Below are 15,096 nucleotides of genomic sequence, written 5' to 3' on the forward strand. Positions count from 1 at the left end.
TAAAAGAAAGTGAGGAATAATGGTGAATAAGAAATTAAAGAAATCACTATATGCTTTATTAGGTATGGGGATTTTATCAATGAATTTATCTACACAAATAGAGGCAACAGAAGTTAATTCGGTTGAAAATAAAGCTGATTTTTCAACGGATACAATTTACCAAGTGATAACAGATAGGTTTTCTGATGGAAATATTCAAAATAATCCTACTGGAGCTATTTTTGATAAAAGTAATCCTAGAAAGTATCATGGTGGTGATTGGCAAGGAATCATTAATAAAATCAATGATGGCTATTTAACCAATATGGGTGTGAGTGCTATTTGGATTTCTTCGCCTGTTGAAAATATTACCACACTAGATCCGACAAATGGAAGTGCATCTTATCATGGATATTGGGCTAGAGATTTTTTTAAAACAAATCAGGCTTTTGGTACAGTAGATGATTTTAAAAATTTAGTAAGTGTAGCGCATAAAAATGGGATAAAAATTGTTATTGACTTTGCGCCTAATCATACATCAACTGCTGAATTTAAGGGTATGACTTTTCCAGAAGATGGGAAACTTTATAGAAATGGACAGTTAGTTTCTTCGTTTTCTCAAGATGATAAGAATATATTTAATCATGAAAGTTGGACAGACTATAGTACCTATGAAAATGGAATTTATCATAGTATGTATGGCTTGGCGGACTTAAATCAACTGAATCCAGAGGTTGACCAATATTTAAAAGATGCGATTGATACTTGGGTTGATTTTGATATTGATGGTATCCGTGTAGATGCTGTTAAACATATGCCATTTGGTTGGCAAAAAAATTGGCTAAGTCATATATATGAAAAAACAGGTATTTTTATTTTTGGCGAGTGGTTTAGTGGTGGGACAGGCAATGAAGCAGATATGACAAAATTTGCAAACGATAGTGGAATGAGCTTGCTAGATTTTAGATTTGCAAATGCGGTAAGAAATCTATTTTCTAACACAAATTTTGGTATGAATGAATTTTATAATGTTATTAAAGCTACCGAGAAAGACTATCAAGAAGTAGCTGATCAAGTAACATTTATTGATAATCATGATATGAGCCGTTTTGCCGATGTTGTAAATAGCAATCAAGATGATATTAATCAGGCTTATACGCTGTTGTTGACCTCAAGAGGCGTACCTACTATTTATTACGGAAGCGAGCAATATCAACGTGGCGTTTCTGATCCAGACAATAGAGGAGATATGACTGATTTTAACCAAAATTCAGATGCATACAAAGTGATTGGTTCTTTGAGCAAGTTACGAAAGAATAATCTAGCTTTAGCGTATGGTACAACTGAACAAAAATGGATAAATAACGATGTAATTATTTATGAGAGAAAGTTTGGTTCAAACGTTGTCTTAACAGCGGTTAATAAAGGTAGTCAAAATTATCATATTTCGGGACTATATACCTCCTTACCATCAGGTAGTTATGATAGCGTGCTGTCTTTCTTGACTAGAAATACGAAAATCAATGTAGATGGACAAGGCAAGGCAGCAGATTTTTGGTTAAAAGCCAATGAAGTAAACGTTTGGGAATTTCAATCACATGATAATGAGGTAGAGATTGGTGATGTTGATCCATCTATCGGGATTACTGGTAATGTATTGACAATTTCGGGTACAGGTTTTGGTAATCAAGTTGGACAAGTACTTTTTGACGATAAATCTGCAGAAATTATTGAATGGAATGATGAGGTTATAAAGTTAAAAGTTGCGCAGACAACGCCTGGTCTACATGATGTTATTGTTAAGACAAATGTGGGTAAAACAGTTGTCTATCCAAATTTTGAAGTATTAACTGACAGTCAAATTCCATACCGAATTTTTGGAGAAAATATAAAAACTACTTGGAATGAAAATGTATATGTTGTAGGAAATGTTGAAGAATTAGGTAATTGGGATGTAAACAAAGCGGTAGGACCTATGTTTAACGCAACTCAGAGTATTGCACAATATCCAAATTGGTTTATTGATTTAAATCTTCCTAAGAATCGAGCAATAGAATATAAGCTGATTAAAAAAGATTCATCAGGAAAAGTAATTTGGGAAAGTGGTTCAAACCATAAGATTCATACCTCCAATACTGCCGATTCAAATAGAAGTAGTTGGCAGTATTAGGAAAATAATTACAAAAAAATCTACATTATTCGCCTTTTTTGACGAGTAATGTAGATTTTTGCATGGTTAGGTCGATACCTATTTCTGATTGTTTTTCCGTATTTGACTAGCTGATAGCGAGTATCTGCTTTCTAATACCCGATTCATTGAACGCAAGCCGCTAAAGCCATTAGCTAGGGCGATGTTGGTCAAAGTTTCGGATGTGTTCAAGATATCCTTATAAGCTGATTGCGCACGAACGTTTCGTATCCGCGATGCCAGTGTGAAGGAATAATTGCCGGAATTTGGCTGAGTGGCTGTTCATTGAATAATTCATACCAAATTGGCAAAAATTCAACAGGTTGAACTAATTCATGTTCGGAGTACATATTCATTTCTCTGTATTCACCAATCCATACAGCGCCCCATATAAATTTGCGTCATTACCGAGTGTTGCGGCGATGATTTGCGGACGTTGCAAGGATAATTTCACGATTTTAATCCCTCGGTCTAGGATACTATCAGCCAACAAGTCATATTGCCGGTTAATTTCCTCGATTAAAATGGGTTGCGCGCTAATACCACCGCCAATGGCATAGTGGGTTAAATCGAGCATCGCATGCATATCCAAAATTAATATAGCAATATCGCGACAGTAATTTTCAAAGATTTTCACAGCTTGTTCCTCTTTTTGAATAATCGCTTGAAAGGCAGCCTTGCCATCACCGAGATTTTCAAAATGTAAAGCTTTGCCAATATCATGAATCATTTTCACGGCTGAACCCCGTAAGCCATATAAAATCGGTTTATCTTCCAATTTCCCACCATATAGAAAACTTAATTCACCTGCTTGGAAATGACTACCACGGAAAATTTGGCCGTTTAAGATTAATCCGCCACCGACACCTGTGCCCAAAGTGATAATTGCGCTATTCGGATGACCTTGCAAACTGCCTTGCCAATATTCCCCTAAGGCCCCAGCTTTACCATCGTTTTCAGCGCTTACTTCTACATCTGGTGCCTTAGTGTGAACGAGTTGCTTTAAATCAAGGCCGTCGATGAAAGGAAGTGCGCCACCGTGATAGACGACTGCGCTATGAGGATCGACTTTTCCTGGAATACTGAAGGCGACTCCATGAATTTTTTCAGTCACTTCAGCCACTAATGAAAGAATTTGTGCTTGAAAGTCCTCTAAGTTTTTGGCTGTAGAAAGTTGTTTTTTGCTGATTATTTTACCGTTCTCTGTCATCAGTGCACTTTTGATATTGGTACCACCGACGTCGATAATGAGATATTGTTCCATTTGTTTCACCTAGTTTGCTAAATATTTTTTGAAAAAGTTAATTTCGTCTAAATTACATTGTTGAGCGATGGAATCCTTGATATTACAGTGAAAGACATGACCGCGTGGGTGCTTTTCATCGCCATAAATATGCAATTCATGGTCAATTTCTTTGGCCATCAAGTAACCATCTAAACGAATGGCTTGTTCATAAAGAAAATCTTTGTTGCTGCTCATAATAAATAGTGGTGGCAAATTTTTAGTGAGGTATTTTTCGACATTGAGCACTTCTCGGTATTTTTCTTGAGCTTCTTTGGTAAAGTAGCCAGTGACCGCACCTTGTAGATTGCCTGGAAGGTGAATAAAGTAAGCCCCACAGTTTAAGGCGGCGGCACGAATCGTTAAATCAGGAAGTTCGAAGTTAAAGTGTTTACGATAATTTTCATTGGTTAAAATGGCTAAGTATTGTTCGACCATTTGCCCACCCGCACTATCTCCAGCTAAGAAGACATTGTTTAAATCCAAATAATACTGGTTAGCATGTTCACAAAGCCAGTGCATAACCAAATCGACATCCTCTAAAATACCCGGGAAAGCAACATCTGGTCCTAAATGATAGGTAAAATTCACAAAAGCAAATCCTTCTTTGGCTAAAGACATGCCGTAAAATTGGTAAGTTTCTTTGGTGCCGTAAACCGATGCGAAAAATATATACATTTCTAATTGAATATTTATATTTCTACTGTGGCACAACTTATATCCTAAGAATTTCGTTTTGTGCCTTGCTCATTCATCCTGTCCGATTTTGGAATCCCTACTTTCGTTTGATGTAACAGTCCAGAGCCTTAAATTCCCTAGCATCGATAGGTACATATTTAAACCATCTTTTGAGTGATTCAGTTTAAATTTGATAATTCGCTAAATTTATCGAAGCATTTAAATCTCTGTCTAGCGTAAATCCACATTCACAATGGAATACTCTATCACTTAGTTTTAAATTCTTCTTTATTTTTCCACAATGCGAACAAGTTTTTGATGAAGGATACCATCTGTCTACTTCTACAAATGTTATTCCTAGTCTTTCGCATTTATATTTCATTTGTCTTTTAAATTCATAAAAGCACTGACTAGCAATAGACTTAGCTAAATATTGGTTTTTCATCATACCTTTTACATTTAAATCTTCCATTACAATTCGATAAGGTTTGGTTTTCACTATATCGCTTGTTGTTTGGTGTAAATGGTTTTTTCTGATGTCTGAAAGTCTTTTATGTAGGCTTTTAATTATCTCTTTTTGTTTGCCTATATTCTTTATTTCTTTTAATGGTTTCTTATAGATAGGTTTTCTATTTTTAGTGTAACCTGCTATATTGCGTTCAATCTTTCTGCTAAGCTTTCGTTGTTCTCTTTTTAGCTTTTTCTCAAGACGTCTCACTTTTTTGGTCTTGTTAATGTTTTTGTATACTTTGCCATTGCTTGTAACAGCAAGATTCTTTACTCCTAAATCAATCCCTAAACTTTCATCTGTTAGTTCAGCTTTCTCAAATTCTTTTTCGTAACCGACAGATAAATACCAATTTTTGCCATCAAATGATATTCTAGGGTTTGAATAATATTCACCTTTTTTAATCTTAGGTAATGAGACACACGTCTTAACGTTTCCTATTTTTTCTCCTCTGAAACCATCTTTTGTTCTTTTCAGACTTTCATAATTGACATAAAAACTATCCTTACATCTATGTTTGCTTTTAAATTTTGGCTTACCGCTTATTCCTTTCAACCATCTTTTTAGCGCTAAGTCCGCATCTTTTACAGCTTGCTTCATCACATTGCTTCCGACTTCTTTTAACCATGTATGCGTAGTTGGTTTTAACACATTATTAATATGCTTTCTAACTTCTGTTTCTTTGAGCATTTTTTTATGTTCTGCATAATATTTCTCGTTTTCAGCTAGAAAATAATTGTAAGACCATCTAGCTACACCACATGATTTCCTAAATAAGATTTCTTGCTCTTTTGTTGGTTTCAATCTTATTTTAATCGCTGTTCGCATTATTTTTCACCTCGTCAATCAAGCGCTTAGTTTTCTTAGAACGTTGACCATATAATCTATTGGCAAAAACAGTAATGATTTGTATTAAATCATCTGTCAGTTCCTTTTCTTTTGATGTTTCGGTATGGTCTATAATTTCTATTTCAACATTATTAATAAAACAGAGATATTCAATTAACTCATAGCCAAATCCTACCAGCCTATCCTTATATAGGATGACTATTTTACTGATTTCTTGGTTATTTATTTTGTCAATTAATTTTTTTAGCCCCTGCCTTTTATAATCGATACCACTTCCAATATCGGTAATCATTTCAAAACTATAGCCTTTAGCAATCATATAGGTCTTAACATTATTGACTTGATTTTCTAACTCGTCTTTTTGACTCGGTGTACTAACTCTGCAATATCCAACAACAAGTTTTGCCTTTTGTTGAGTATCGCCAAAATATTTTAATTGTTCGGTAGAGTAATAGCGCGTGCCACCTTTTGAAACATGGTATGGTTTAAGATCGCCACTCGCATCCATCCTTCTTAAAGTCGCTACATTTACTCCTACCTTTTTAGCAAATTTACCAATGGACATTAATTCCATATGTACCACCTCTCTTTAGAATATTTTATTTTACAATGTAAATTATAAAATAAATATAATATTCTATCAAGAGATTAATAAATATTCATTTAGATTTGTATATATTTTTTTCATTCACTATAAAACGCAACTTTTATAGCAGTCTTTCCCTTGCGAGTAGACCTCTCATGCTTTCACATGAGCGTAGACTATATGTTTTTCTCTACATGTATTAGAGAACGGAATTTTTCCAACACCATTAGCTTGTGTTGTACATCCTCCTCAAGAGGCTAGTCGTTAGACGTTTCGCATATCTTAAAAATAAGACTTAGCGCTTTCGTAACGGAACTTCCATTGTTACAGCCCTTAGTGCCTAACGTATCTTCTGTGTCACGTTTAACCATTCATAAGACCTAATTAGATTTTATTTCAACTTAGACTATCCTTATTGTTCTTTCAGCTTTCGCAACATTCACGCTCGCCATTTCTAGCTACGTTGTAGTCAATAAGGCTTTAGGATTTCCACCGTTTTAACTCCATCAGTACGCACCTGTCACCAGATACGCAGGGCTTTCTGTTCAATAATCTATACTTCTATGCACATTTGCATAGATTTATCTAAATTTATTGTAACAGTTTCGTTACCCAGCCGCCACCATGAATATGAACAATGACGGGAATATTTTTTTGCACATTTTTTGGTAAATATAAATCCAGCAAATGCCACTTTGGATCAGGTCCATAACTGAGGTCATCGATACGGGTGACTTCAGGGATTTCTAGTGGTAGATTCGCATCCCGTTTGTCATCATTTTGCTTACAAGCAATACGCATTTGTTCAATTTCTTTTAAGATATCTTCATTCATAATTGTTCCTCCAAATAAAAGAAAACGTTTTTATAATTAAATTATAGCCGTTTTTAGGGAAGGTGGCTAGTAAAAAAGAGCCATCTCACAAAATAAGATGACTCTAAATATTTATTCATAGATTCCATACGTTTCTAGGACTTCTTGTACGAGGATAATCCCATTGCCGGGTTTGTCGATTTCAAGCTCGGTGCGAATGGCTTGGATGATGTCTTTTGCTTGGTCGGCCTTGGCTAAAATTAAGACCACTTCTTTTTCCGGTTCGATATCCATCGCAAATAATTTACTAGTTTCATGAATGCCAGCGCCTCGTCCATGGACAATGGTGCCACCTTTTGCCCCTGCATGATTGGCTGCTGTAATCACATCTTCGGCTTTTCCACGATTTACAATAGTCAAAATAGATTGGTACATAGCACTTTGCTCACTTTCTTTAGGATATTCTTGGTCAGGATAACAACTCACACCGCAAACTTTGAATAAGGGTAGTGAGAAGGCAATTCCGTGATTCGGCTTTTCAAAATGAAAGATTTGGGCCAATTTTTGCATGACTTCACGGCAAAGGGTGCTCGGACCAGCCATCATCACAATTTCTTTTCGTTGATCATCAAGGGCAAATAAATGTAAGAGAGAATTTTCAATCGTACCATGTGCACGCAAAATAGTGCCCCCACGCATGCCTAGTTTTTTCGCTTTTTTGAGTAATTTGCTACCTAGACCACAGTTGACAATAAAATAAATCTCTTGCATCAGATTCCCTCCCGTTTATTTTTCAGTTTAAATAAGACACCTAACAACTCTAACATAATAATTGGCATTAATGCAACTAGGGCTATCATACCAAAACCATCAATAATCAGATTGGCACTTTCGATTTTATCAGCGGCTCCTTGGATAAAGGCGAGGATAAACGTAGCAGTCATTGGTCCGGTAGCTACTCCACCCGCGTCAAAGGCCATCCCGATAAACATTTTAGGAGTGAAAAACATTAATCCCAAAGCAAAAAGATACCCCGGTAATAGATAATGCCATAGCTGGATTTGTGGCACGAGTACCCGCAAGACAGAAAGAAAGACGGCCAGCCCCACACCGACTGCAAGGGAGGCTAGTATCGCTTTACGTTGAATATAACCACTTGTGACTTCCTCAATTTGATCGGTTAATACATAGACAGCGGGTTCAGAAAGAATAGTTGCGACCCCAAGGATCAGACCAACTGCTAGAATCCAAGTTTTACGATCAAAGCTAGCGAGTTGATGGCCGATGAGTCCGCCGATATCCATCAGTCCGCCACTAACGCCAAGTAAAAAGATGATTAAACCAATATGCACATAGCCAAATCCGATGAACATCCGATAAACTTCTCTTTTTTTCAATCTAAAACTGATCAGCTGTAAGACGACAAAAATCAGAAATAGCGGGAGAACCGAAATCGTCCCTTCTTTGATACTGTGGAAAAGCAAATGAGCAAAATGCGACCAGATGGCTTGATTATCGCTAGCAAGTTCAAAGACTGGTGTGGCAAGCTCGTTTTTAGGACTTAGTAAGTGTAAAAGTAAGACGGCCACAATCGCCCCACTAGAAGCAATCGCCACCAGTCCGAAACTATCTTTCTCAGAAGCTTTACTATCTTTCTTCAGTTTAGAAATCCCGACAGATAGTGCCAAGATAAAAGGAACCGCCAAAACCCCCGTAGTTGAGCCTGAAGCATCAAAGGCCATGGCTAAAAAGGCTGGATTGGTTGGTATGCTTAATAGGAAAATAAGTCCATAGATACCAAGTAATAACTTATAAAGTGGAAAATTATAGAAAATCCGCAAGAAACCAATGGCTAACATCACCGCAAGTCCCAATGAAACGCTCATGAGTAAGGTGGTACTAGCCATCATTTTTTGCGTGACTTGTTCAATTTGGTTGGCTAAAACAATTAAGTCTGGTTCCGCCGCGCAGATGAAAAATCCAACGATAATGCCGCCGAGTAGTACGGTCCATAATTTATTGGTCTTAGCGAGAAAAGTTCCTGTCAAATCGCCCAATGGATGAATCGCTAAGTCTACCCCGATTAAAAATAGAGTTAAGCCAATCACCACAAACATTTCACCGATTAAAAAGCGCCATAAAACTGCACCTGGTACCGGACTAATCGTCAAATGTAGCAATATGACAATAAGGGTAATCGGTAAAACGGAGAAAAAGACTTCCTTAAATTTTGCTTGTAAAACCTGCAAACACATCACCTCGAAAATGAAATTTGGTCAACGAATTATTATTTTATCTGTTAATACAAAAGGAAAATATCCGATAAAGATAATGATAAAATAATAAATATGTTATCTAAATTGTAACATGATTAGCATTTTGAATCAAAGATAACGCTTTAAATACAGAGGGATATTTGTTTTAAAATAAAAAAATATTGGTAATCAAACAAAAGTTAGTGCTATTTTTCGAAAAATCTAGTACAATGTAAACGAAAATGACAAGAAAGGAAGCGACAAGTGAGATGGCTTTTTTACAAGCGAATATTTATTCCAATACTTTGGGAATGGAAGTAATGATAGATGTTATTTTACCACAACAAACATACAAAAAATTAGGATCAAATAGTGTGGGTGCGACAGAAGATGTTCCAGTTTTATATTTATTACATGGAATGGGTGGCAATCATAGTGTTTGGCACCGACGTACTTCAATTGAGCGTTATGTAAAAGACTTGGGGATTGCGGTGATTATGCCGTCAACGGACCTAGCGTGGTATACGGATACGCAATATGATATGAAATATTGGACGTTTATCTCGGAGGAATTACCACTGCTTTGTCATGAGTTATTCCCACAATTAACGACTAAACGAGCAAAGACTTTTGCAGCTGGGCTTTCCATGGGTGGTTTTGGCGCATTAAAACTGGGCTTGCTTTGTCCAGAAAAATTTGCGGGAATTGCGGCGATGTCAGGAATGCTTACCTTGGTAGAAGCCAAAGAACAATTATTCCAAGCGCGCGATGCAAGTTATTGGCGCGGCATTTTTGGCCCAGAAGAAACTTGGCGAACTTCAGAAAACGACTTTACCTATCAAATTACCCACTATCAAAAGGAACAAAAGAGCAAGTTTTTCATCTGTTGTGGGACGGAAGATGAGCTCTTGTTATCGAGTCAAATCGTTGTGGATCTCATGCAAAAAAATGACTTTGACGTGACTTTTAAAACAGGTCCAGGGGCACATGAATGGCAATTTTGGGATACTTGGATTCAAAAGGTATTAAGTTGGATGCAAGAAATCATGCAACAAGCAAACTAAGGAAAAAGCGTATCTACTTCATTGGTTACGAGGTAGGTACGCTTTTGTTTATTTTTGCAAAAATTGTTGTAGTTTTACTTTGCATGTTTGGCTCTTAGGCAATCCTTCTTGATAGTGGAGCGTGACTTTAGCTGTTAGCGTATCTTTAGGCGTAATCTTAATCTTTTTAGGAATCGCTACATTAAGGTCTGTGTCTGTTAATCCTTTGACTTGTCCATTCTGCCATTCAATACTACGAGATAAACTTGCTATTTCTTGATCTTTTGCGGTAATAACGACAGCAATATTTTTCACTTTTTCATCAATGAGATTGTCTATTTGCTGTAGTTTCGTGACTACGACTTGCTTTTGATTACTAACCAGTTCTAAACCTTTTAAATCCAAATCTTCTAAATCCTGAAAATTGACCTGATATACTTCTAATTGACTGGATTGGCTGAAACGTCCTACTAAAAAACTAAGCCACGCAACAACCATCACTAAAAGAACAATGGATAAATTCTTTTTCATATTTGCTCGCTCCTTACCTAAATTTAAACGTTTACAATATGATTGTACCAAAAAACGCTAAAGCACAAATCACTTTAGCGTCGTTTTTTTTCAATACAAAATAGAATCGGGGGTTGATTTTTTTGATTAATAAATTGATATTTCAGCACATTGATGCTTTCTTGGGGGAGCGCTTGGCAGTATTGCTCAACGGCCTGTAATTCTTCTGCTCCACCGACATGACCATAGTAGCTGACCACAATGATGCGTCCTTTAGCCTTTAGTCGCGATAAGAGCCCGTCTAAAGCTTGCTTGGTTGTTTCAGGGAGTGTAATACAGTGCTTATCGCTATTCGGCAAATAACCTAGATTAAAAATAGCTGCTTGGATTTGGTCATCTGGGGCTAAATAGTCTAGAACATGCTCATGCCCTACCAGATGGCAAGCAACACGCGAGGTTAGATTGGCCTCACTTAAACGTTTGGTGGTTTGCTCGAGCGCTTGTTGCTGAATATCAAAGGCGTGGACCTGACCTTTTTCTCCGACTAGTTCGGCTAAAAACAAGGTATCATGGCCATTTCCCATCGTTGCATCGACCACGATATCCCCAGGTTGTACACATTCCCTTAAGAGTTGATGGCTAAAATGTAAGGCAGTCTTTAGCATATGTTCACCTGCTTACGAATATCGAATTTACCTTGATAAGAATCACGGCGCAACATTTCTTGATCAATGGCATTCAGGACTTCCCATTTTTTCAAACTCCACATCGGACCGACAATCGAATCAAATGGCGCATCCCCGGTTAAACGATGGATGATAATGTCTTGTGGAATCAGTTCTAATTGGTCGCAAATGATATCGACATATTCTTTAAAGCCTAATAAGCGCAACCGTCCTTCATGATAATCTCGCAGCATGCGGGTATTACGCATCAAGTGAAGTAAGTGCAATTTAATCCCTTGAATATCAGAATCGAGAATCGTTCGTTTGACATTTTCCATCATCATTTCATAAGTTTCGCCAGGGAGACCATTAATCAAGTGGGTGCAGACACGAATATTGTGCTTGCGTAATTTAGCCACACCGTCTAAATACGTTTGATAGCTATGGGCGCGATTGATTAAGTAGCTGGTTTGTTCATAGGTAGTTTGTAGGCCTAATTCCACCCAAAGATAAAGGCGTTCGTTCAGTTCGGCTAAGTATTCCACCACATCATCAGGCAAACAGTCCGGACGTGTTCCAATGGATAAGCCGACTACCCCAGGCAAATTCACCACTTGTTCGAAACGTTCTTTGATGACGGCTAGTGGTGCGTGTGTATTGGTAAAGTTTTGGAAATAGACGATATATTGTGCAACGCCAGGCCATTTTTGATGCATCATATCAATCTCTTTTTGAAATTGAATCGGTAGCGGATCTTCCGGCGCGACAATCATATCCCCTGAGCCAGATACGCTACAAAAAGTACAGCCACCATGAGCGACGGTGCCATCACGGTTCGGACAATCAAAGCCACCATCAATCGGAACTTTAAAAATTTTCTCACCGAATTGTTGTCTTAAGGCATAATTCCATGAGTGATAACGTTTATTTTGATCTTCTGCATATAAAAATTTCATCTAATAACTTCCTTATATTATGATTCTGAGCCGAAAAAGGATTAAGCGCGTTTGTTAAATTCTTGGATAAAACGTTTTTCGGCATAAATAGGATAGGTCAACAGCAGCCAACCTAAGCCTAGCGAATAACCAGCCAGCACATCACTTGGATAATGCACGCCAAGATAGATGCGACTACAACCGATGAGTAAGATGAATAGGCCGAGGATGACTTGGCAAATGCGTTGACTGGTCTTGTTGTGAATAAAAAGTGGCACGAAGAAAATCAGTGTCCCATATAAAACCATACTACCAGAAGAATGCCCACTAGGAAAGCTATAGCCTGGCGCGTGGACCAGATGCTCACCACTTGGACGTAGGCGATGGACTGACACTTTCACTATATTTGTTAAAGCTAAAGCCACACCAATCATGCCAGCACTTAGCCAAAGCGCTTCTAGTTTGTGCTGTCCATAGATTAAGACGGCTACAATAGCGATGGTTAAGATGACCATGGTAATCACATTGGCAAATTTGGTTATCCAACTAAAAAAGGCGGTACCTTGTGGACGTAGCGCTTGAATGGTTTGACTGATCGTTGTGTCAAAGCCTTTCAGAGTTGTCGGGTAAAATTTAGCGATGTAAGTCAAAGCCGCAAATAGCAGTAAAAAGCAGCTACCAGCAAATTGATAATAAAGTTTGTTTTTTGTCATGTCTTTTCCTTTCTAGATACGAATAATTTTCTTAAACATTTCAGTCATATTACGTCAAATGAATAAGTTTGAGTTCTATTATAGCCGAAATAGCCGTTTTTTAGTAGTAAGCAGTGAAAATACGCGCTGTTTTTCTAAATTTTTATAAAGAATTATGTCCTTTGGGTAGGAAAAGTTTGACCATCCGATTAAGAATATAACAAATTGATGAGTTTCATGCGTTTTTAAAGTAAAGCTTCAGGTTTTGGTGTATAATAAATTTTGAGCTTTTAGATAAACGATTTTCAGGTACATATGTTTGTATAAAAGTGTTTTGGATAGCATTTATAAAATAATTTTTTTGGAATCGATAATTTATTTGTGATGGAGGATAGAAAATGAAAAAACATGCCAGTTACCAAGTGAAACGTCATACAACAAATCATAAAAAATACCGAAAATTAAGTAAAACTGCAGCTGTTGTGGGGAGTACTGTGACGGCTGTAAGTGTGGCTGCCCCATTAATGCCTGCAGTGAATGTTCAGGCAGATACTGTGCAATATAGCAGTGCATCTAGTCAACAACAATTTATCAATCAAATTGCCCCACATGCCCAGTCTGTAGCCAATGCCAATGATTTATATGCTTCAGTTATGATGGCTCAAGCGATTTTAGAAAGTGCTTGGGGTCAAAGTACTTTAGCCCAAGCACCAAACTATAATTTATTTGGCATTAAAGGTAGTTATAATGGTCAAACAGTATACATGAATACTTTGGAATTTTTAAATGGCCAATGGGTGACGAAAAACGAACCTTTCCGTCGTTATCCTTCGTTTGCGGAATCATTTATGGATAATGCGCGTACGTTAAGAAATGTTTCTTTCCAATCCGGCGTGTACTACTATGCCGGTGCTTGGAAGAGTAATACGACTTCTTATCGTGATGCTACTGCTTGGTTGACCGGACGTTATGCAACTGATCCTAACTATGCAACTTCGTTAAACCGTATTATTGAAACATACGGGCTAACGCGATACGATACTGCGAGTAATGGCACTCCTTCTACAGTGATTGGTGGAGGGATTAGTTCAGAAAACAATGCAGGAGTAGTTAATAGCCCAAGTCAATCTACTGGTAATCTCAGTGGCTCAACTTATACTGTTTCTGTTGGTGATACATTATGGGCAATTTCACGCAAATTTGGTGTGACTATTACACAATTGAAAAGTTGGAATAATTTGTCCAGTGATATGATTTATGTAGGACAAAAATTGTCGATTCAAACAGGCACGGGAAATACAGCTGTGACTCCAACTCCGAGTACACCGGGAGTATCTAACAACCCAACCACTTCGAACGCTCAGACTTATACTGTGGTAGCAGGCGATTCAGTTTGGAAGATTGCCCATCAATTCGGTATTTCGATGGATACTTTACGTAGTTTAAATAATATACAAAATAATTTTATCTATCCAGGACAAGTCTTGAAAATTCGAAATATTAGTAGTAATAATGTGATAACACCTACGCCTGAGTCAACTCCAAGTATTCCCACAGGTAGTCAGACAAGTACACAAACACCTACTAATCAAACAAGTGATACAATTTATACAGTCAAATCCGGTGATAGTTTATGGGCGATTGCTAATAAACATGGCCTATCTGTGAGCCAATTGAAGAGCATAAACCACTTAACTAGCGATATTATCTATCCAGGACAAAAACTTAATACCAAGACCAAAGCATCTTCGCAAGATACGGTTTCTTCATCGACAACCAAACCAGCACCAAGCCAAGTGTCGACAACGCCAAGCAATACATCAACAAGCACTGGTAAGACATATACGGTTGCTTCTGGAGATAGCCTTTGGGCAATTGCTAATAAACATGGCTTATCTGTGAGTCAATTAAAGAATATGAATGGATTGACTAGTGACATAATTTATCCAGGTCAAACATTAAAAGTAGGTCAAGGGAATAATACAAGTACGACAGCGCCAAATAAAATAGCTACGACAACACCAGCACCAAGCCAAGTGTCGACAACGTCAAGCAATACATCAACAAGCACTAGTAAGACATATACGGTTGCTTCTGGAGATAGCCTTTGGGC

General features: G+C 37.4%; 12 protein-coding genes and 2 pseudogenes. 3 read left to right on the forward strand and 11 right to left on the reverse strand.

What is annotated here, in order from left to right:
* The first annotated feature begins 19 nt into the window (after nt 1-19).
* On the forward strand, nt 20-2,149 hold the full coding sequence (locus tag ACTQZM_RS08635; RefSeq protein ID WP_441653499.1) for an alpha-amylase family glycosyl hydrolase: 2,130 nt from the start codon (nt 20-22) through the stop codon (nt 2,147-2,149).
* 370 nt (nt 2,150-2,519) lie between these two features.
* On the opposite strand, the gene ACTQZM_RS08640 is transcribed toward ACTQZM_RS08635, so the two are convergent.
* From ACTQZM_RS08640 to ACTQZM_RS08670, 7 genes and pseudogenes are all read right to left on the reverse strand, one after another.
* A complete protein-coding gene (locus ACTQZM_RS08640; protein ID WP_171378849.1) occupies nt 2,520-3,431 on the reverse strand; it encodes an ROK family protein in 912 nt (303 codons plus the stop codon).
* 9 nt (nt 3,432-3,440) lie between these two features.
* Nucleotides 3,441-4,106, reverse strand: a pseudogene (locus ACTQZM_RS08645) (alpha/beta hydrolase); the annotation flags it as partial.
* A 205-nt stretch (nt 4,107-4,311) separates the two neighbouring features.
* Nucleotides 4,312-5,463, reverse strand: a complete 1,152-nt coding sequence (locus ACTQZM_RS08650; RefSeq protein WP_441653500.1) for an RNA-guided endonuclease InsQ/TnpB family protein — start codon at nt 5,461-5,463, stop codon at nt 4,312-4,314.
* Nucleotides 5,447-6,058: an IS607 family transposase gene (locus ACTQZM_RS08655; protein ID WP_441653501.1), complete on the reverse strand. Its 612-nt coding sequence runs from the start codon at nt 6,056-6,058 to the stop codon at nt 5,447-5,449. The genes ACTQZM_RS08650 and ACTQZM_RS08655 overlap by 17 nt, the downstream gene beginning before the upstream one ends.
* 621 nt (nt 6,059-6,679) lie before the next feature.
* Nucleotides 6,680-6,904 (reverse strand): annotated as a pseudogene (locus ACTQZM_RS08660) (alpha/beta hydrolase); the annotation flags it as partial.
* Between the two features lie 111 nt (nt 6,905-7,015).
* A complete protein-coding gene (locus ACTQZM_RS08665; protein ID WP_060470836.1) occupies nt 7,016-7,654 on the reverse strand; it encodes a P-II family nitrogen regulator in 639 nt (212 codons plus the stop codon).
* Nucleotides 7,654-9,138: a DUF1538 domain-containing protein gene (locus ACTQZM_RS08670; RefSeq protein WP_441653502.1), complete on the reverse strand. Its 1,485-nt coding sequence runs from the start codon at nt 9,136-9,138 to the stop codon at nt 7,654-7,656. Before ACTQZM_RS08670 ends, ACTQZM_RS08665 begins: the two co-directional genes overlap by 1 nt.
* A gap of 269 nt (nt 9,139-9,407) precedes the next feature.
* Between ACTQZM_RS08670 and ACTQZM_RS08675 the strand changes: the two genes are divergently transcribed.
* The gene (locus ACTQZM_RS08675) at nt 9,408-10,202 is read left to right on the forward strand and encodes an alpha/beta hydrolase (protein ID WP_441653503.1); all 795 of its coding nucleotides are present in this window, start codon (nt 9,408-9,410) and stop codon (nt 10,200-10,202) included.
* Nucleotides 10,203-10,250: 48 nt separating this feature from the next.
* Here ACTQZM_RS08675 and ACTQZM_RS08680 read toward each other — a convergent pair whose 3' ends face one another.
* From ACTQZM_RS08680 to ACTQZM_RS08695, 4 genes are all read right to left on the reverse strand, one after another.
* Nucleotides 10,251-10,712, reverse strand: a complete 462-nt coding sequence (locus ACTQZM_RS08680) for a hypothetical protein (protein ID WP_441653504.1) — start codon at nt 10,710-10,712, stop codon at nt 10,251-10,253.
* Nucleotides 10,713-10,786: 74 nt separating this feature from the next.
* Nucleotides 10,787-11,356 (reverse strand): class I SAM-dependent methyltransferase, encoded by a 570-nt coding sequence (locus tag ACTQZM_RS08685; protein WP_441653505.1) that lies wholly within the window; start codon nt 11,354-11,356, stop codon nt 10,787-10,789.
* A complete protein-coding gene (locus ACTQZM_RS08690; RefSeq protein ID WP_441653506.1) occupies nt 11,350-12,312 on the reverse strand; it encodes a TIGR01212 family radical SAM protein in 963 nt (320 codons plus the stop codon). The genes ACTQZM_RS08685 and ACTQZM_RS08690 overlap by 7 nt, the downstream gene beginning before the upstream one ends.
* Before the next feature lie 41 nt (nt 12,313-12,353).
* A complete protein-coding gene (locus ACTQZM_RS08695; protein ID WP_441653507.1) occupies nt 12,354-13,004 on the reverse strand; it encodes a phosphatase PAP2 family protein in 651 nt (216 codons plus the stop codon).
* Nucleotides 13,005-13,381: 377 nt separating this feature from the next.
* Here ACTQZM_RS08695 and ACTQZM_RS08700 point away from each other — a divergent pair.
* On the forward strand, nt 13,382-15,096 hold a 1,715-nt coding region (locus tag ACTQZM_RS08700), incomplete at its 3' end, for a LysM peptidoglycan-binding domain-containing protein (RefSeq protein WP_441653508.1).

This window comes from Enterococcus cecorum (assembly GCF_052119425.1).
Lineage (GTDB): Bacteria > Bacillota > Bacilli > Lactobacillales > Enterococcaceae > Enterococcus_E > Enterococcus_E cecorum_C.

What these genes read in the sequence shown, in the direction of transcription:
- ACTQZM_RS08635 (WP_441653499.1), top strand. Translation starts at nt 20, where the DNA reads ATGGTGAATAAGAAATTAAAGAAATCACTATATGCTTTATTAGGTATG.
- ACTQZM_RS08640 (WP_171378849.1), bottom strand. Translation starts at nt 3,431, where the DNA reads ATGGAACAATATCTCATTATCGACGTCGGTGGTACCAATATCAAAAGT.
- ACTQZM_RS08650 (WP_441653500.1), bottom strand. Translation starts at nt 5,463, where the DNA reads ATGCGAACAGCGATTAAAATAAGATTGAAACCAACAAAAGAGCAAGAA.
- ACTQZM_RS08655 (WP_441653501.1), bottom strand. Translation starts at nt 6,058, where the DNA reads ATGGAATTAATGTCCATTGGTAAATTTGCTAAAAAGGTAGGAGTAAAT.
- ACTQZM_RS08665 (WP_060470836.1), bottom strand. Translation starts at nt 7,654, where the DNA reads ATGCAAGAGATTTATTTTATTGTCAACTGTGGTCTAGGTAGCAAATTA.
- ACTQZM_RS08670 (WP_441653502.1), bottom strand. Translation starts at nt 9,138, where the DNA reads ATGTGTTTGCAGGTTTTACAAGCAAAATTTAAGGAAGTCTTTTTCTCC.
- ACTQZM_RS08675 (WP_441653503.1), top strand. Translation starts at nt 9,408, where the DNA reads ATGGCTTTTTTACAAGCGAATATTTATTCCAATACTTTGGGAATGGAA.
- ACTQZM_RS08680 (WP_441653504.1), bottom strand. Translation starts at nt 10,712, where the DNA reads ATGAAAAAGAATTTATCCATTGTTCTTTTAGTGATGGTTGTTGCGTGG.
- ACTQZM_RS08685 (WP_441653505.1), bottom strand. Translation starts at nt 11,356, where the DNA reads ATGCTAAAGACTGCCTTACATTTTAGCCATCAACTCTTAAGGGAATGT.
- ACTQZM_RS08690 (WP_441653506.1), bottom strand. Translation starts at nt 12,312, where the DNA reads ATGAAATTTTTATATGCAGAAGATCAAAATAAACGTTATCACTCATGG.
- ACTQZM_RS08695 (WP_441653507.1), bottom strand. Translation starts at nt 13,004, where the DNA reads ATGACAAAAAACAAACTTTATTATCAATTTGCTGGTAGCTGCTTTTTA.